16 protein-coding genes and 1 pseudogene are annotated in these 18,184 nt (G+C 50.4%); 8 read left to right on the forward strand and 9 right to left on the reverse strand.

The genetic code is table 11. The annotated features are described in order from the left end of the window. The first annotated feature begins 9 nt into the window (after positions 1-9). Positions 10-840 (forward strand): sulfurtransferase, encoded by an 831-nt coding sequence (locus LC073_RS18065; RefSeq protein WP_226648719.1) that lies wholly within the window; start codon positions 10-12, stop codon positions 838-840. A gap of 73 nt (positions 841-913) precedes the next feature. Here the strand turns inward: LC073_RS18065 and msrA are convergent, their stop codons facing one another. Beyond that, positions 914-1,537: a peptide-methionine (S)-S-oxide reductase MsrA gene (gene msrA / locus LC073_RS18070; RefSeq protein ID WP_226648720.1), complete on the reverse strand. Its 624-nt coding sequence runs from the start codon at positions 1,535-1,537 to the stop codon at positions 914-916. A 174-nt stretch (positions 1,538-1,711) separates the two neighbouring features. Between msrA and LC073_RS18075 the strand changes: the two genes are divergently transcribed. Continuing rightward, positions 1,712-2,239 (forward strand): molecular chaperone DnaJ, encoded by a 528-nt coding sequence (locus tag LC073_RS18075; RefSeq protein ID WP_226648721.1) that lies wholly within the window; start codon positions 1,712-1,714, stop codon positions 2,237-2,239. Between the two features lie 28 nt (positions 2,240-2,267). On the opposite strand, the gene LC073_RS18080 is transcribed toward LC073_RS18075, so the two are convergent. The 3 genes from LC073_RS18080 to LC073_RS18090 are packed head-to-tail and all read right to left on the reverse strand — an operon-like array spanning position 2,268 to position 4,109. Next, positions 2,268-3,065 carry a methyltransferase gene (locus LC073_RS18080; protein WP_226648722.1) on the reverse strand — a complete coding sequence of 266 codons (798 nt, stop codon included), beginning with the start codon at positions 3,063-3,065 and terminating at the stop codon, positions 2,268-2,270. Beyond that, positions 3,062-3,391 carry a nucleotide pyrophosphohydrolase gene (locus LC073_RS18085; RefSeq protein WP_226648723.1) on the reverse strand — a complete coding sequence of 110 codons (330 nt, stop codon included), beginning with the start codon at positions 3,389-3,391 and terminating at the stop codon, positions 3,062-3,064. Before LC073_RS18085 ends, LC073_RS18080 begins: the two co-directional genes overlap by 4 nt. Next, complete coding sequence (locus tag LC073_RS18090; protein ID WP_226648724.1) at positions 3,381-4,109, reverse strand: DUF599 domain-containing protein; 729 nt, start codon at positions 4,107-4,109, stop codon at positions 3,381-3,383. The genes LC073_RS18085 and LC073_RS18090 overlap by 11 nt, the downstream gene beginning before the upstream one ends. Positions 4,110-4,284: 175 nt before the next feature. Here LC073_RS18090 and LC073_RS18095 point away from each other — a divergent pair, with 175 nt between their 5' ends. From LC073_RS18095 to LC073_RS18110, 4 genes are all read left to right on the forward strand, one after another. Beyond that, entirely contained in the window at positions 4,285-7,194 is a 2,910-nt protein-coding gene (locus tag LC073_RS18095; RefSeq protein WP_226648725.1) for an insulinase family protein, read from the forward strand. 121 nt (positions 7,195-7,315) lie between these two features. Continuing rightward, positions 7,316-8,059: a carboxy-S-adenosyl-L-methionine synthase CmoA gene (gene cmoA, locus LC073_RS18100; protein ID WP_226648726.1), complete on the forward strand. Its 744-nt coding sequence runs from the start codon at positions 7,316-7,318 to the stop codon at positions 8,057-8,059. 6 nt (positions 8,060-8,065) lie between these two features. Next, positions 8,066-9,043 (forward strand): tRNA 5-methoxyuridine(34)/uridine 5-oxyacetic acid(34) synthase CmoB, encoded by a 978-nt coding sequence (gene cmoB / locus LC073_RS18105; RefSeq protein WP_226648727.1) that lies wholly within the window; start codon positions 8,066-8,068, stop codon positions 9,041-9,043. 187 nt (positions 9,044-9,230) lie between these two features. Beyond that, positions 9,231-10,616, forward strand: coding sequence for an L-serine ammonia-lyase (locus tag LC073_RS18110; RefSeq protein WP_226648728.1), 1,386 nt, complete (start codon positions 9,231-9,233; stop codon positions 10,614-10,616). Positions 10,617-11,372: 756 nt separating this feature from the next. Here LC073_RS18110 and LC073_RS18115 read toward each other — a convergent pair. From LC073_RS18115 to LC073_RS18135, 5 genes and pseudogenes are all read right to left on the reverse strand, one after another. Continuing rightward, a complete protein-coding gene (locus LC073_RS18115) occupies positions 11,373-11,840 on the reverse strand; it encodes a hypothetical protein (protein WP_226648729.1) in 468 nt (155 codons plus the stop codon). A 755-nt stretch (positions 11,841-12,595) separates the two neighbouring features. Continuing rightward, a pseudogene (locus tag LC073_RS18120) lies at positions 12,596-13,228 on the reverse strand (SDR family NAD(P)-dependent oxidoreductase); the annotation flags it as partial. Positions 13,229-13,246: 18 nt separating this feature from the next. Further along, on the reverse strand, positions 13,247-13,429 hold the full coding sequence (locus LC073_RS18125) for a hypothetical protein (protein WP_226648731.1): 183 nt from the start codon (positions 13,427-13,429) through the stop codon (positions 13,247-13,249). Beyond that, positions 13,430-14,398 carry an NAD-dependent epimerase/dehydratase family protein gene (locus LC073_RS18130; protein ID WP_226648732.1) on the reverse strand — a complete coding sequence of 323 codons (969 nt, stop codon included), beginning with the start codon at positions 14,396-14,398 and terminating at the stop codon, positions 13,430-13,432. A gap of 13 nt (positions 14,399-14,411) precedes the next feature. Continuing rightward, positions 14,412-15,755, reverse strand: coding sequence for a flavin-containing monooxygenase (locus LC073_RS18135; protein WP_226648733.1), 1,344 nt, complete (start codon positions 15,753-15,755; stop codon positions 14,412-14,414). A 118-nt stretch (positions 15,756-15,873) separates the two neighbouring features. Between LC073_RS18135 and LC073_RS18140 the strand changes: the two genes are divergently transcribed. Together LC073_RS18140 and LC073_RS18145 are read left to right on the forward strand one after the other, a co-directional pair. After that, positions 15,874-16,890 carry an AraC family transcriptional regulator gene (locus LC073_RS18140; RefSeq protein ID WP_226648734.1) on the forward strand — a complete coding sequence of 339 codons (1,017 nt, stop codon included), beginning with the start codon at positions 15,874-15,876 and terminating at the stop codon, positions 16,888-16,890. A 514-nt stretch (positions 16,891-17,404) separates the two neighbouring features. After that, positions 17,405-17,959: a BON domain-containing protein gene (locus LC073_RS18145; RefSeq protein WP_226648735.1), complete on the forward strand. Its 555-nt coding sequence runs from the start codon at positions 17,405-17,407 to the stop codon at positions 17,957-17,959. Positions 17,960-18,184 lie beyond the last annotated feature (225 nt).

The raw sequence follows: 18,184 nt of genomic DNA on the forward strand, positions 1-18,184 counted from the left end.
GTGGACAGCATGTACAGCACATCCCTCATTGAGGTGGAAGAACTCAAAAAACAGATTGCCGGCGAGAAGGTGGTAATCCTTGACTGCCGCTATGACCTCACCGACAAGGAAAGCGGAGCCCAAGCCTATGCGGCCGGGCATATCCCCGGAGCCTATTACGCCAGCCTGCATCGGGATCTGTCCGCCCCCAAAGATCAGTTTGGCGGACGCCATCCCATGCCCAGCAGCGCCCAGTTCCAGCAATTCGCCCGCAAGTTGGGCATCAACACTGATACACGGGTGGTTGTCTACGACGATAATCGCCTGGGCTTTGCTGCGCGTGCCTGGTTCTTGTTTTTCTTTTTCGGCCATACAAATATCCAGGTTCTCAATGGAGGCCTGAGGGCATGGCTCGATGCCGGCCAGGCCTTAGAGAGCAGTGAGCCAGAAACCGCTGGGGAAGGTAATTTCAGTGCAGAACCAAAGAACAATCTGCTGGTGCACTACGAGGCAATTAAAGCCTCTCTGGACGAAGCGCCTTGGCAACTGGTAGACGCGCGAGATAAAGATCGCTTTGCCGGCAAACACGAACCCATAGATCCCATCGCTGGCCATATCCCCAGCGCTATTAACCAACCCTGGCCAGAAATGACTGACGATATAGGCAAAGTGAAGTCGCCTGCAGAGCTCCAAGCCATATGGGATTCCCACTCAGATGGGCGACCCATTCTGAATTACTGCGGCTCGGGAGTAACAGCTTGTGTAAACTACTTTGCTCAACAACTGGCCGGGCGCCGGGACTCCCTGCTCTACCCTGGGAGCTGGAGCGATTGGTGCGCACATCAACGACAAAGCGAATAAAAGACCAGGAAAAATTTAGACAGGGAGTATTGAGGGAGCAGTGATTACCGCCCCCGCGGGTCAGCCGAGCGGCTTAATCGTGCATGGGATTACGCAGTATCGGGCAAATGGCTTCTTTATTTTTCGCCATATACTGCTGGTGGTATTCCTCGGCGTAATAAAATGGCTGGGCCATGCTAATTTCGGTAGTCACCTCACCGCGCTGCTTCTCATTGAGAGCTGCTTGTATAGCCTCCCTGCTAGCTTCAGCTTCTCTCTTCTGTCCTTCATGAGTACAGAAAATACAGGAGCGGTACTGGGAGCCAATATCATTACCCTGGCGCATACCCTGGGTGGGGTCATGCATATCCCAAAAAGTTTTCAGTAACTCTGCATAACTGACCTTCTTCGGGTCAAATACCACCTTAACTACTTCGGCATGTCCTGTGCGGCCACTGCACACCTCATCGTAATTTGGGTTTTCTGTGGCGCCATCGGTGTAGCCCACCGCAGTGGCATAGACTCCATCAATTTCCCAAAAAAGTCGCTCCGCACCCCAGAAGCAGCCCATGCCAAAAAATGCGACCTCCATGTCCTCAGGAAATGGCTCCTGAATTGGATTGCCATTGACATAATGAACACCGGTGATTTCCATCGGCTGTGGTCGGCCGGGCAAAATCTGATCCGCGTCCGGAATCTGGAATTTGTCGTATTGCATACTGTTATCTCAAGTGCTGAAATTTTCTTCAAACAGGATAGCTACAAGCCACCAAACCGCCCAGAGTTTGGAAGGGCTTGAGGCGAGCCATGGTAACCTGACAATCCATGGGATCGGAAAGATATTTAAGCCCTGGGCACAAACTTAGCAAGTGCAGAATCCAAGGAGCCGCCATTGGCACGTTTAATTCTTCTACTACTTATCGTGATCGGCGTCTGGTATGCCTGGCAGAAAATCAAATCCAGCTCAAAGGGCGATAAACGCAAGCAAATTTTCTTTATCACCCTAATGGGAGCGGCGGCGGTTGTCGTGCTGTTGGCTATCAGTGGACGGCTACATTGGGTCGGCGCCACAGTTTTACTGATTCTGCCGGTACTGGGGCGCCTGCTCAATCAACTCACTCGCCTGATGCCCTGGCTGGCCCCCCTGTTTGAGCGTTACGCGCGCAACCGGCAAAATCCAAATCAACAGCAGGAACAGGAAACCCGGCAGGAGCATAAGACAACCCAGGCCGACCAGGAACCCCCACTAAGCGAGCATGAAGCACGGCGGATTTTGGGCGTCGGCGCCAACGCCGGGCGGGACGAAATTATCGGTGCCCACCGCAAGCTCATCCAAAAATTGCACCCTGATCGCGGTGGCAACGACTACCTGGCCTCACGGGTGAATGCCGCCAAGGAGCTGCTGCTTCGCACGCTCTAAGCGCATCACCTTTGATCAAAGCAGTATGTTATTCAGGCACTCGACAGAGGAGGTGAATATAACGTGCCATCTGACGATAGGGGTCAGTTTGAGAATACTCGAGTTCTTTTTGTACGATTGCCGCGGCGGGCAGTTTGTCGCGTATAGAGGGGGTCATAAAATCATGGAAGCAACGGATACCGCTATGACAGGTCACTTCAAAACCCGCCTCTTGCAGCCAACCACTCACCCACTCCAGTAGCAGTGGGTTTTGCGGTGTCAGGCTACCGGGGTGCCCACCCCAGTAATCTTCATCGATGTTACGTTCCAACTGACGAAAGCTGCCGCGCTGCAACAAGCGAAACTCCAGTGCACGCCGATTGTAAAACGTAAGAGACAGGTAGCCACCTGGTTTAAGCAAACGGTGCAGCTGCTGCAAGGCCAGGCGCGGCTCCTCCAGCCACTCAAGCACCGCGTGACAGATTACCAAGTCCGCTCCCTGCAGTGCTTTCATCTGTGCCAGCGCCTGTAGGGGTTTATGCAAAAGGGTTACCCGCTTTTGCAAATGTCTTGCCTCCACCTCTACTGCGGCATGCTCCAGCATTTGCGCCGAAATATCTGCCAGATATACCCGGTGCCCCGCCGCCGCCAAGTCCATAGCAAAGTGCCCCTGGCCACCACCGGCATCCACAATTTTCAAAGTGCGCGATTCCCGGCTGACGATCGCAGCCAGATCACGATTCAACACCGCCAGGCGGATATCACCCTTGAGTCCACCGTAAATTCGATCGCGAAATCGATGTGCCAGGTCGTCAAAATTTCTATCGTTGTAACGCGCATCACTCATGGGGCACCACCATCCTCAACTTCGGTAGCGCGGCGCTCGTTTTCCGCGATTTTATTTCGCAGCGCCACTTCCATATCTACCCCCTGCACTTCCGCCAACTTACACAGATACATCTGGACATCCGCCAGCTCTGCAGCAACCTCTTCAGCATGTTCACTCTGCATCAGCGAGTGGATTTCACCGTCTTCACGCCATTGAAAATGCCGATTAAGCTCGGCCACTTCTACCGAGAGCGCCATTGCCAGGTTCTTTGCGGTATGCAACTGCTGCCAGCCCTGCAGTTTGGCCACTTTGTCAAAGGCCACCAGAATTTCACTATTTTTCACTAAACTTCTTCCTCTGCTGGCGCTCTAGGCCACCTTCCCGTGCCGCCAAAATCGAATTGAGTGCGCGGGACATAAACTCCCGCCGGTACAAAACACAAACCACAAAAAGGTAACCGGCGATAAACAGCAGCGGATGGATAAACCAACCCAGTACCGACATGGAAAAGTAATAGGAACGCAGGCCGTAGTTGTAACTATGCCCGGCGTGATCGATCACTTTAGCGATACTGATAGCAAAGCGGCGGCGCTCGGCCTCGGACAACTCACCCGCTTCCGGCGGAGGCGCAGCCCCAATCAGCACATTGGCAAAGGAGTACTGGCGCAAAGACCAGGTAAAATTGAAAAAGGCGAAAATAAAAATCAGGATAAGCAGCATCACCTTGATTTCAAACTGCTCAACCGAGGTGGGCTCGGCGAATGGCAAACTGGTGAGTACTTCAATAGCCGCTTTGTTCGCGGTTAGCGCCGTTACCAAGCCCGCCAAAATCAGGATGCTGGTGGAAGCAAAAAAACCAATCACCCGCTCCAGGTTACTGAGGATCGCGGTATCCGCCATACGCATATCTCTATCGAGCATGCGCAGCATCCACTCCACTCGGTACCACTGTAATGAAGATGTGAGACACCAAGTCTCTTTGGCTTTCTTACGCGCGAATATGGTGTAACCCACCCATGTGATAAAAAAGCCAGTGACGCTGGCAATATCCAACCAGGACAACCTCTATCTCCCTGTTCGTCTACATTTATGCCGGGGCTTCAGTAGGTGAAGTCTTCGCCTTGCTGACATCCTTGTCAACACTGTCTTTCCGGTGTGTGCAAGCGGTAGAATAGCGCCCTTTCGCCGGCGGCAGAGGCCGGCCAGAAAATTTCCTATAACTCCAGGGAGCTGTCTTTTGAACAACTCACATCCTGCATTTGAACTGGTTACCAGCGCAGAAATCGATTCCCTCGGCGTACGTGTCGAGGAATACCGCCACACCACCACCGGTGCCCAACACCTGCACATTGCCGCAGACAATGCGGAAAATGTTTTCCTGGTGGCACTGCGCACTGTGCCCCACGATTCCACTGGTGTGGCCCATATCCTCGAGCACACCGCACTGTGTGGCAGTGACAAATACCCGGTGCGCGACCCTTTCTTTATGATGATTCGGCGTTCACTCAACACCTTTATGAATGCCTTCACCAGTTCGGACTGGACCGCCTACCCCTTCGCCAGCCAGAACCGCAAGGATTTCAATAACCTTCTCGATGTTTACCTGGATGCGGTATTTTTCGCCACATTGGACCCGCTGGATTTTGCCCAGGAAGGACACCGCCTGGAATTTGCCGAAACCGAAAATACCAGCAGTGAGCTGGTATACAAAGGCGTAGTGTTCAATGAGATGAAAGGCGCCATGAGCTCGGTCAGCTCGCAGCTTTGGCACACCCTGAGCAAATACCTGTTCCCCACCACGACTTACCACTTCAACTCCGGTGGCGAACCCACAGATATTCCCAAACTCAGCTACCAAGAGTTAGTGGATTTCTACCGCAGTCACTACCACCCCAGCAACGCAATCTTTATGACCTTCGGCGATATTCCCGCCGCAGAACACCAGGCTGCTTTTGAAGAAAAAGCGCTGCACAAATTTGAGAAGCTGGACAAGACAATCGAGGTGGGCCGCGAAGATCGCTACTACGCTCCACTCAAGGTGGAAGAGCACTACCCGCTTACCGGCGAGCCTCTGGAAGGAAAAACCCATATTGTTTTGAGCTGGTTGTTGGGTGACGTTACCGATCTCGAAGAAGCCCTCACGGCACACCTGCTCGCCGGTGTGCTGCTGGATAACAGCGCCTCCCCGCTGATGAAGTTATTAGAGACCACCGATCTCGGCACCTCCCCCTCCCCTCTGGTGGGACTGGACGATTCCCAGCGGGAGTTGGTGTTTGTCTGCGGCATTGAAGGCAGCGAGCGCGAGCGCGCCGACGAGCTGGAAAAACAAGTGCTCGCCGTACTGGAAGAAGTCGCCGAGAAAGGCATTCCCTACGAGCAGGTGGCCGCCAGCCTGCATCAGTTAGAACTTCAACAGCGCGAGATTGGTGGCGACGGCTACCCCTACGGGCTGCAGCTGATCCTCACCGCACTCACCGGCGCCACCCACCGCGGCGATGCGGTTGGCCTGTTGAATATCGACGCCACCCTGGAAAAATTGCGCGAACAGATCAAGGACCCGATGTTTATCGCCAATAAAGCGCGTGAGCTGCTGCTGGAAAACCAGCACCGCGTGCGCCTGGTAATGAGCCCGGATGACAAACTGGCCGAGCGCAAAGAGCAGGCAGAAAAGGAGCAGTTAGCGCAGATCAAGGCGCGCCTCAACGAGCAGGAAAAAGCGCAGATTATTGAAACCGCCAAGGCCCTGGCGGATCGCCAAAACCGCGAGGATGATGCCTCCATCCTGCCCAAAGTAGGTGTAGAGGATATTCCCGCGGAAATGCCCGATGTCGAAGGCGAAACCACTGAGATCGGAGAACAAAAGCTTACCCGCTACAGCGCCGGCACCAACGGTCTGGTTTACCAGCAGATGGTTTGCGCCCTGCCGGAATTCAGCGAGGAGGAAAAAGCTCTACTGCCGTACTACTGCCAGGTGCTGAGTGAGGTTGGCCTCGCCGATAAAGACTACCTGGAAGTTCAGCAGTGGCAGACCCGCGTAGCCGGTGCCCTGCATGGTTTTACCAGCAGCCGCACCGCCATCGACAACCTGGATCATCTGTCTGGCCACTTTATTCTTTCCGGCAAGGCACTCTCTCGGAACCAGGGCGAGCTCACTGAGCTGATGCAGGCTACCATGGCACAGGTGCGTTTCGATGAGCACGCCCGCATCAAAGAGCTGTTGCTTCAAACCTTGGCGCGCCGTGAACAGGGCGTTGTCGGCAACGGTCACGCCCTCGCCATGGCGGCAGCGAGTGCCGGCTACAATCGAGCAGCATGGGAAAGCCACGCCAGCGGCGGCCTGCTCGGCCTACGCAACCTGAGAACCCTAGTAAAAGGGCTCGACGAGAAAGATGGCCTGCAAAAGCTATCCGCACATTTCCAGGCGATCCACGACAAAATTCTCGCCGCCCCACGCCAGTTCCTATTGATCGGCGAAGAGGAAAAACTGGCAGATTTCAGCCAGGCGCTGGCACCCCTCGCTTCTACACCCAGCACGACTGCGGCCAACCCGGACGCGCCCTTTGAGCGCAAACAGATACAGGAACTCTGGGTCGCCAATAGCCAGGTAAATTTCTGCTCCAAGGCCTACGCCACCGTACCCATGTCGCACCCAGACGCCGCGTCGCTCTCCGTGCTGAGCGGTTTCCTGCGTAACGGCTTCCTGCATCGCACTATCCGCGAACAGGGCGGCGCTTACGGCGGCGGTGCCGGACACGACAGCAATATCGGGGTATTCCGCTTCTACTCCTACCGAGACCCGCGCATGGGCGAAACCCTGGAGGACTTCGATGCCTCTCTACAGTGGCTGGCCGAAGGTAAGCACAAAGAAGAGCAAGTGGAGGAAGCGATCCTTGGTGTGATTGGCGGCCTGGATAAACCCGGCTCCCCCGCCGGTGAGGCCAAAAAGAATTTCCACTCCGGCCTCTATGGGCGCACCCACGAAGTACGCCAGCAGTTCCGCAAGCGGGTAACCGAAGTTACCCTGCAAGACCTGCAGCGCGTTGGTGCAACCTACCTGGAGCCGTCCAAGGCCAGCACCGCTATTGTCACCGGTCCTCAGGGCAGTGAAGCGGCAGCCAAGCTCAACCTGCAAGAAGAAAAACTCTAATCGAGCCTTGCCCCGGCAGCGGTATCTGCCGGGGCGCCGGTTTTTCCCATTTGCAGACAATATGTACTCGGCGGTAATGATTTCTCTCGGATCGTTGCCGTGATCCCTAAGCGATGTCCTGATGAGCAAACAAGATAATATCTACGCAAGCCCACTGGGCCAGGTGGCCGGTTTTGAATTTGATCGGCAGGTGGTGCAAGTCTTCCCGGACATGATCAAGCGCTCCGTGCCCGGCTACACCACCATCGTGGCCATGATCGGTACCCTCGCAGAACGCTATGCCCAGGCCGGCAGCCGTTGCTATGACCTGGGCAGCTCACTGTGTGCCGCAACCCTGGCCATGCGCCACCGCATTCCTGCGGCAGACTGCGAAATCATTGCCATAGATAATTCCGAAGCGATGGTAGCCCAGGCACGCACCGTACTCGAAGCGGACAGCGGCGAAGTGCCCGTGCAACTCATCTGCGACAACCTGCAAAACGTGGCGATCGAAAACGCCTCTGTTGTGGTGCTGAACTTCACCCTGCAATTTATTCCCGTCGAGGAGCGCGAGGAAATCTTGCGCAAAATCCACCTGGGGCTACGCCCCGGTGGCATCCTGATTATTTCCGAGAAGGTGGATTTCGCCGATAAAGCCCACAATGAACTGATGATTGAGTTACATCACTCTTTCAAGGCCGCCAATGGCTACAGCGCGCTTGAAATTGCACAAAAGCGTTCGGCTTTAGAAAACGTATTGATTCCTGAGACTCTGGACACCCACCGCACGCGCCTGAAGACAGTCGGCTTCACCAGCGTGGATGTCTGGTTCCAGTGTTTTAACTTTGCTTCCCTGATTGCCATCAAAGGCAGCCCCGATAAGTAAGTACCCGTGATTGACTACACCCAACTCTACCAAGGCCTGCAACATATCCCGGAACTGCGTGGCTGGCTGGCCCAGCTGCCTCAACAAATAGCTGAGAATCTCAGCCCGCATCGCTGGGGCGACCTGCCCGACTGGCGCGCGGCTGTAGAAGCCTTACCGGATATCGACCCTTCCAGTATCGAGCTCGGCAATAGTGTGCGCATCGGCAAAGCCAGTGATGCCTCGCCGGAGCAATTGCAACTACTGGAACAGGAACTGAGAAAACTGCACCCCTGGCGCAAAGGCCCCTGGGAGGTTTTCGGCCTGCCTATCGATACCGAATGGCGCTCCGACTGGAAATGGGACCGGGTGCTGCCACACCTGGCACCTATGGAAAACAGGCTGGTGCTGGATGTGGGTTGCGGCAACGGTTATCACTGCTGGCGCTCCCTTGGTGCCGGCGCCAGGCGGGTGATCGGCATCGACCCCTCAGCTAAATTCGTCGCGCAGTTTTACGCCTTGAAAAAATATCTCGGCGAGGACCAGCCAGCAGACCTGCTGCCACTCGGCATCGAGGCCCTGCCCGCAAATCTGCGCGCCTTCGATACCACCTTCTCCATGGGCGTACTCTACCACCGCCGCTCGCCAATGGATCACCTGCGCGAGCTGCGTGAGACCCTGCGCCCCGGAGGCCAGCTAGTGCTGGAGACCCTGGTGATTGATGGTGGGCTCGGGGATTGCCTGGTGCCGGAAGATCGCTACGCCAAAATGCGTAATGTGTGGTTCTTCCCCAGCTGTGCCACATTGGAAAGTTGGCTGCGCAAATGCGGTTTTTGCAACCCCAGGACAGTAGACTTGAATACCACCACCCTGGAGGAGCAGCGGCGAACCGACTGGATGCATTTTGAATCCCTGGCCGACTTTCTCGATCCGCAATCGCCGGACAAAACCGTAGAAGGTCACCCCGCGCCCAAACGCGCTGTTTTGGTCGCGGAAGCGCCGTAGCTTGTATCACAGCCGGTGATAGGGAACTCATAAATTCCGCAAAACCCGCAACAAATAGAATTTTGTACGGAATAGCAGCTGCCATCTTGATTGTTGCGCCTTGTAGGGCAAAGTGCGCCCCTAAATGGTGCAACTATATCCTTAAGGGAGGGCCGCAACTGTGTGCGGTCCAGCGCAGAGAATTTATATGAGTATTAGCGTATTTGAACTGTTCAAGATTGGTGTCGGCCCCTCAAGCTCCCATACAGTGGGCCCAATGGTCGCCGCACGCCAGTTTGTTCAGGACCTGCGCGACCGCGAGCAGCTCGCAAAAACCGACCGCGTACAAATACACCTTTATGGCTCCCTGGCCCTGACCGGTGTCGGCCACGGCACCGATATGGCAGTATTGATGGGACTGCTGGGCCACTCCCCCGATACCATCGACGTCGATAGCATCGACGAGAAAATGGACGTCATCCACAGCGAACAAGCGCTGACCCTCAATGGTGACCATAAAATAGAGTTTGTTCGCGATCGGGACCTACTCTTCCATATGGAAGAATTTCTTCCCCAACACTCCAACGGTATGACCTGCCAGGCCTATTGCGGGGAGGAACTGCTGTTCGAGCGCAGTTATTTTTCCATCGGCGGTGGCTTTGTTCTCTCAGAGGAAGACTTCGCCCACAAGGAGGAGATTGCCACCCTGCTCCCCTATGATTTCAGCAGCGCCGAACAGCTGATGAAGATTTGCGACCGGCACGGCTGGACCATCGCCGAACTGGCGATGGAAAACGAAAAAGCATTTCGCAGCGAGCAGGAAGTCAAAGACCGGCTGTGGAATATCTGGAAAGTCATGGAAGCCTCCATCAAGCGGGGCTGCCAGCAAAAAGGTATTCTGCCCGGCGGCCTGAAAGTACGTCGCCGTGCCGCCGAGCTCTACCGCGAGTTGAGTAAACAAACCGCTGAGGAGCGCAATCGCGGCCTCGCCATCCTCGACTGGGTGAGCCTGTTCGCCCTCGCCGTTAACGAAGAGAATGCCGCGCGCGGCCGCATTGTTACCGCCCCCACCAACGGTGCCGCCGGTGTTATTCCCGCGGTTATCGCCTATTACGTGGAGTTTGTACACGACCCAGAAGTACACGGCGAACTCAAAGATCAGGTAGTAAAATTCCTGCTCACCGCCGGCGCCATCGGCATGCTGTTTAAGAAAAATGCCTCTATCTCCGCCGCCGAAGTGGGCTGCCAGGGCGAGATCGGCGTTGCCTGCTCCATGGCCTCCGCGGGCCTGGCCGCCGTGGAAGGCGGCAGCAACCAGCAAATCGAGAATGCCGCCGAGATCGGAATGGAACACAACCTGGGCCTCACCTGCGATCCTATAGGTGGTCTGGTGCAAGTCCCCTGTATCGAGCGCAATACCATGGGCGCAGTAAAAGCCATCAACGGCGCACGCCTGGCCCTACGCGGTGACGGCGCCCATATCGTACCGTTGGATAGCGTGATCGAAACCATGCGCCAGACTGGTATCGATATGCAGAGTAAATATAAAGAAACCTCTCTGGGTGGACTGGCGGTGAACGCCGTTAACTGCTGATGGGTTTTATTGCTGGGGCTAGATATGGCCCCGGCTGGCTTTCCTATCCTTGTAACCTACTTTTATTGATGAATTTTGTTTGCATCGAACTTTTTAATGCTCTCATCTGAACAAATCCAAGCAATCCATACCTAATCAACATTGCACTTACTGCTCCTCATAAGAAAGGGGTAGCAAGTAATTAATATACGCACTTCCTCTCTCACTCCCGCAGATGACTGTTAATTATTTTAGAACCGCCACCTTTATCGACTACAGAAATTATATTTCGGCCGCTTGAACAGTTGAATTCTAAATTGTGGGCAACAGCCAAAAGCATTATGTATCCAATTGGAAGAGAAATAAATAAATGAATAAATATCAATGCCTTATTCTACCACCAGTTTTCAAGCTAACGCACTTACACTTAGGAAAGTCAAAAAAAGAATAGGTAGTGATCATGATGATGTCATCGCAGATAATGACCGACCAAATCTTATATGCAAGTAACAGAATTTAAGCACCAACAAAGGGGCCCAGGTAAATAAAGATATCACCAGAATGTCAGAAGAAGGTCGAACTTGAGCTGACATCTTCACCTTTTTGAATGGAGCCCTGTCAACCCAAGCTTAAATTTCACTCATTAATCCAGCAAGATTTAGGCACATGCGTGCGAAATTTTTGCTCTCAAATTTTCCAAGAAATAATTTTTTAGCTTTAACTTATAACATTCTAAATACAGTCTCAATTTTCACACCATTTAAATAATTAAACTATTCACCCAGAAAAAGGGAAATAGCGAGCGACGTTGGCAAAAAACTGATCTAATGGTATGTATTTATCGAAGCCGTAGTTAGCTTCTTTTTTCGTAGGAAAAATCCAATCACCCTCAATACATTGCTGAACATCATATTGTGAGGCAAGAGAAACGATATAACGCTGATCTGGATCGCTTGATTCTCCATACGTCCAGCTCAAAAAAGTACGATTGCCACTATCGGCCAAATGTGGATAATCATCCGATCCTGTACACCAACCTACGAGGTCCGTCAAAGGGATATATCCAACTATTGGATTGAGATTCACATCTAAATCTACCCAATTGTAAACATCCAAATGTCTCGCATGACGCCAGTAAACAACGTCGTAAATAACAGTTTCACCCTTTTTTATTGTGACAACAAGATGGATATTTGATGCCTGACCGGGATCATCACCAGAAAACCAATGAGGCTTAGTCATCATATAACTCGCCTGAATGCATCACTATTTTCATAAACCTCAATAATGCCTTTCAATTTGAGTCTTTCGGTATGGGAAAACCTACTGTGCCCATCTAGCCAAAAATCCAGAATAGCGAGGCATTATCTTTTAGGGAGTATTGGTAGTAGATTAAAAAACAGTCACTTGTCCAGCGTTCTTGGTAATCTCTTAGGTGACGCTTAGAAGTAAGTTCATTGAATGTATATTTTTGACCACTCGTGTTGCCAGCCTGTAAATCTGTATCAATCAAATGTATATAACTACAAGTTCCAGCTCTATCCCTTGGATAATCAATAACTAAAATCTCAACTGTAGGCCTATCAAATGCTACATCGCGACCAAATTAACACTTGGCATTAAGGTATTCTATTTCACCAAATCCATTAAATTCCAGGTCACCCTTTATATAATTTGCGAAATCCTCAATCAGCGCACTAAACCTAGGGTTATTTTGCAGCTACAAGTCAAAGACACTTGACCACAACAAAGAAGGATTTTCATTCAATAGACTTCACATAGTTCATCATTAGGTCCAACGATAGTACGGTCTGCAAGCATTCTTGACAAATGAGATATCATTATTTAGAGATTAATTTATCTCACCTCTAAGAAAGGGTTGTACATGTATCCAAACTTACCTTCCCTCAATTCCTTAAAGGTTTTTGATGCAGCTGCAAGACTCGCTAGCCTTTCGGAGCCCCAAATTAAGAATTCTGCTGATTGGAGCACCCAATAATTTAGGCCTCTGGCGATAAGGCCAACTCAACCTGAAAACTCTTTCTAAGCTGCTTAAGAAAGATCGCCGGAGCCAGCCTGTATAAAAAAGATCCAATTAGACTTAAATCTTTCGGAAACCAGCGCTCCCTACCCTGCTCCCAAGCCACTACAATTTCATTGGCCATCCACTCAGGGCTACGCACTACTCCCACTGTACTCCTTTGGTGTTTAGCTCTCCCGCCGTCGCCGGCTAAAGCATTTTGCTCAATTGTTGTGGCCAGGAAGCTCGGGTAAACCATTAATACGCTAACCCCCTCGTTCCTCACCTCTTCACGAAACACCTCAAAATACTGGTGCAGCGCACTTTTGGCTGCGCAATAGCCCGCACGTCCCAAAACCGGCATCCACCCAGCCATTGAACTGATATTTACCACACAGCCAGAGGCCGCTTTCAGCTCTGCAAGCAAGCCCTGAGTAAGTTCTACCGGTGCATGGTAATTGACCGCCATCACCTTGTGGATTACCCAGCTAGACGTTTGTGTTGAGAGGCTTCGGTGGGTAATACCAGCGTTGTTTATTAGCAGATCAACTCTTGGATACTCATTCCGTAAGGTTTGAACCAATTCCGCCAATGCCAAGCTATTGGCTAGATCAACGGTATATGTTCTGGCTCAAATACCGCGCCCTCTGAGTTGTATCTCTCTTTGACGGAGTTTTTCAGTGGAAACATCCACCAGAAGAAATTTCGCAGTGTATTTTCTTGATAGACATTCGGTAATCGCCCAGCCCAGGCCTCCGGCAGCACCGGTTATCACAAAGGTTTTCTGTGATTTATCTGCTTTAATAGTAGCCATCTAGCTCTCCCCCACTGACAGTGGTAGTTTGCTGGAGGGCGGTCTTATTCCGAGTGCTTTTTCTGCAAACAAATAAAAGACTTCCTTGGATGACTTCTCTGGAATAAATCCCAATTCTTCTTTCAATAAGCGGTTATCCAGAACCGGCCTGTATTGCAAAAAGGCCACATGATCTGGGTGGGTATCCGTTAGATGGAGACTATAACCTAACCGAAGTACCCCTTTTAGCATCCAGACTGGTGGCCTTATCAGTGGCTTGGACAGAATCTGTGCTATTTCCTTTGGGGTAAGACTGCCATCACCGGCTAAATTGAATCTGCCGTAAGCCCCAGTGCTCACGCCAAGGGCTAACGCACGAATCACATCCTGGTCCCAGATAAAGACAAAAGGTGAATTATGACCACCCGGGTCCAAAAGTACTTTTCGTTTAAACAGTGCGCTGATTTTGTTATTAGTTTTTTCGCCCAATATAGAGGAAACGCGAAATACCAGCTGCTTAAGATAAGGGTACCGTTCGCGATATTCAGCCAACAGCTCCTCAATTTTGCGCTTGTTATTGGAATAACCAAATTCAGGATTACCGCGCAGAGGATGGTGCTCTTCGAGTTTTGGTGGGTTATCGGGATAATAACCATAGGCGGCGCCACTGCTTGCCACAGTAATATGCTCAACTCCTGCGTAGAGACAGGCTTCGAGTACATTTCTTGTACCCCTTACATCGACACGATACTCAGCAGTATGATCGCGCCCTGCGACCATTACCGATGCTAAGTGAATCACATGAGTAATAGATTCCGCCTGCATTATTTTCCCAAGGTCCTTATCACAGATATCCTTAACAAGGATTGGAAAGCTTGCGGTTTTCGTGTGAATATCGATCCCAGTTACGGATAAGGTCTTGCTCAAATACTCACCAAGTTGGTTTCCGATATAACCAGCCGCACCTGTAATCAAAACCCGCAGTTTCATTCTAAAGACCCTTTCAAGAAGTTGCTTGTATTCCGTCAGCCTGATAGGTCAAGGCTCGAGGTGACAGGTCTTTTAGTAGGTCGGCTTTATGCTTTTGAATAACCTTTACATAAGAGTCTTTGTGTACGTAATACGCCATGCGCTCGAGGTCAAGATATCGCATGCCGCCGTCTATACGTTTTGCCGATTTCTGCTGAATAACCTTCCTGAAACGATTGGCAGATGGCGCTCCAGCCATTAACTGGTGAATATAAAGGGCTACAAGCTCCGCTTGCATATTGCGCCCCTCCCACCCCAAACCAGCCGCCTCGATCATGCCCATCATAAAAAGGTTGTCTGATTTCGGGGGGAATATGTTCAGGTACAGGCTCGGCGCATAGCCGTTCCAATTTAACTCTGCTTTATCTACGAATGGATAGTGCAGCTTATATCCAGTGGCCTGCACGATCAGGTCATACTCTTCACATTCCCCATCTGAAAAATGCACTTTATGCCCATCGACCGATTGAATCGCTGGCCTTGGGTTAATATCCCCATGGCCAATGTGGTGCAACAATAAAGAATTTACTACTGGATGGGATTCAAAAAGTCGATATTCGGGCTCAGGCAACCCGTATTGAGATGGACTCCCTAATGAGAGCCGAATCAGAGTCTTAGTTAGGCGTCGCTTGAAGGATAGAGGTAACTTGATTTTGCCACCCAGCTGATCAATAGGTCGACCAGAAATATACTTGGGCAGGAAGTGATATCCACGGCGCAGACTGATATCGACACTTCTCGCCCGGTGTACCGCATCCACGGCAATATCTGCTCCGCTATTGCCACAACCAATCAAAAGGACTCTTTTTCCGGCAAAGATCTCCGGGGACCGGTACTGAGCGGAATGTATTAATTCCCCTGTAAATTGGCCTGGTAATTCCGGTTGATTAGGATAATGTAATGTACCACTGGCAATTAGTAAGCCACTAAACTCCCGTGTTTTTTCCTGCCAATTCCGGCGGGTAGTTACTAGCCAGCCATCTCCGCTACGCACACATTGCACAACTTCCGTTTCGAACTCATAGTGGCCGTAAAGACCAAATTCTCTTGCATAGGACCGAAAATACTCACCCATGTCTCGATGACTTGGATATTCAGCGACACTCTCATCCATCGGGAAGTCGGTAAACTCGGTCATCCTTTTAGAGGAGATGAGATGTGCCGATTCATACATGGTGCTAGTTAGGCTATCGATATCCCATAGCCCGCCCACATCGCTATGTACTTCAAAACCGATACAGGGGATACCAATCTTAAGTAGATTTCTTACTGTACAAAGGCCCATAGGGCCAGCACCTATAACCGCGTAAGGTTTCATGGCACTCCCTTTTTCCATAGCCATTCAATTCGAAGCTAAGACAGAAGCAATATACCGTGACAAATCAAACGCAGATTGTCATTATCGGGCAGAAACTGGTTAATTTGGGACATCCTTAATGGATTTTACCGACTCCAGAAGTGTGAATCTCAGCTACTCAAAGGCTTTACTGGAAGCCTTGGCCAGCTTGGGCCTGCCCATTCCAAAGAGCGCAAGCAAAGTGCTGTCTCAAATAAGTCGGCAAGAACGCGTCCCAATTTACCAACAAGAACAACTTTGGAAGGCGATCATCGACAGCTATCCCGAACCGCTGTTGGGAATAAAACTAGGGCTCGCCATGCAAGCCAACCACATTGGACTGGTCGGCCACTTGCTAATGACCCAGAAAGATCTCCAGGCAACAATAGATCAGTTGATTAGCTACCACCCGCTGCTGGGAGAAGGCGGTTACTTTGAGGTGCACCGCGATACATTTTCCGTAAGCCTCTGCTATCATCCAAACTTTCTCAACTTTGCACAAACTCGCGTAGAAACGATACTTGCTGCCTGTATCGCTCAAACCCAGACTTTAACTGGTGGGAAGTTTCAGGGCTGCAAATTGCTTCTCTCATACCCTGCTCCCAGCCTTGCTATCCAACAGCAGTATCAGAAACTCCTGGCAATACCGGTGCAGTTCAATACTAAAGTTTCGGCAATCCAATTCCCTGTTAAAGACTTGGCAATTCCTCTGATTGCGGCAGATAAAGACGTTGTAAGCTGTTTAAAACCGAAAGCTGATGCCCTTTTGCAAGGGCTCGAGAAAAAAGGCTTTCACAGGAAAGTCACGCTGTTACTTCAACAAACCCCCCACTTAACACGAGAGCAAGTTGCCAAGCATCTCTGCCTTAGTACTAGGCATTTAGGACGCAAATTGCAAGATGAACACACCAATTTTCGCACAATCCAAGAAGAAGTGCGTAGTTACTATGCAAGGCAGTGGTTGACTCAAGGCGAAAAGTCCAATGCTGATATCGCCATTGCGCTAGGATACTCTGATGAAAGTGCATTTGGTAAGGCATTTAAACGCTGGGAGGGTATCTCTCCAAGCTTATTTGATAGGCGCCGGAAAAAAACTTTAAATAGCCACCTAAGCTAACAACGATTCGTTAATATTGTTCAGTTAACTTCTTTTTATTAATCAACTCAAAATTTCATACAATCATTAATTGCATAGCAATCTCATAATTTTTATTTGGAGAGCCCGAATCTTTAATAAAATTAAAAATGGACACCGGTATATGGTTGAACCAATAGATCTTAAATCAAAAAATATTCTAATAGCAAAAAATCGAGCATGACTCAATGAGCGTTACGCCGGACATTTGACAAAACTACAATCTCCCACTATATGGCTCACAGGTTAAAATTTTGATATCGATTACTTGGCGTATGCGAGCACATTTCATCACACTAGATTTCAACTCTAAAAACAGGTAAATATTTAACCCGGACTCCATGCAACCACCACCTTAAGAAAGGTTATTTATTCTAACCAGCACACTGATTACCTTGGATTATTTATAACTCAGCCAAAAAAAATCCAAGAATCAGGAATCTCTAAAAAATTCATAATATAAGCAAATTAAGCAACCCAAAACCAAGGAAGAACTATGAGCCTTATCAAAAAAACCCTAAGCTCCATGGCAATAGCCATGCTCGTTTCATCGGTAGCAATAGCCGAGGAAAAACCCAGCCAGAAGAACTCGGCTATGAATGATATATGGCTGGATGGAAAAGCAGAGACTGTGCTCCTACTAAACAAAAATTTAAACAGCTTTACTATTGACACCAAAGTTAACAATGGCATTGTGACCCTATCGGGTGAGGTAGATAGCGAAATTGACAAGCGCCTGGCTGGGGAATTGGTTTCAGGGATAAAAGGTGTCAAGAACGTCAAAAACGAACTCACCGTTACCAACAAAAAGAGTATTAGTGACACCATCTCTAGTGAGTATACAGACGCCAAGATAGCAACCGTCGTTAAAACCCGGCTATTGCTTGATCAGGAGATCCCCGGAACCAAAATTGACGTCTCAGCCCAAGGTGGAACTATCACCTTGAAAGGGTCAGTAAAATCCAGCGCCCAGAAAGATCTCGCTCAAGCGATTGCGGAAAATACTGAAGATGTAAAGAAAGTTGTGAATAATCTGACCGTTGTTAAGTAGTAGATTCATATGGGGCTATTATGGCCCCTTTTTCCTGAACCACTATTTACCCGATTGCTGGTTACCTGAACTATTATTGATGACACCAAAGGTAGCACTCGTCAAAACTCTTTAACCTAGCCCCTTTTCTACCCGGATATAAACTCTCAAACTCCGAGCATCTCCTAGCGACTGCAGGGAGCGCTACCATGAAGGGCATATTATTGCACCAACAGTATCCTTAAA

This window comes from Microbulbifer variabilis (assembly GCF_020524905.1).
Lineage (GTDB): Bacteria > Pseudomonadota > Gammaproteobacteria > Pseudomonadales > Cellvibrionaceae > Microbulbifer > Microbulbifer variabilis_A.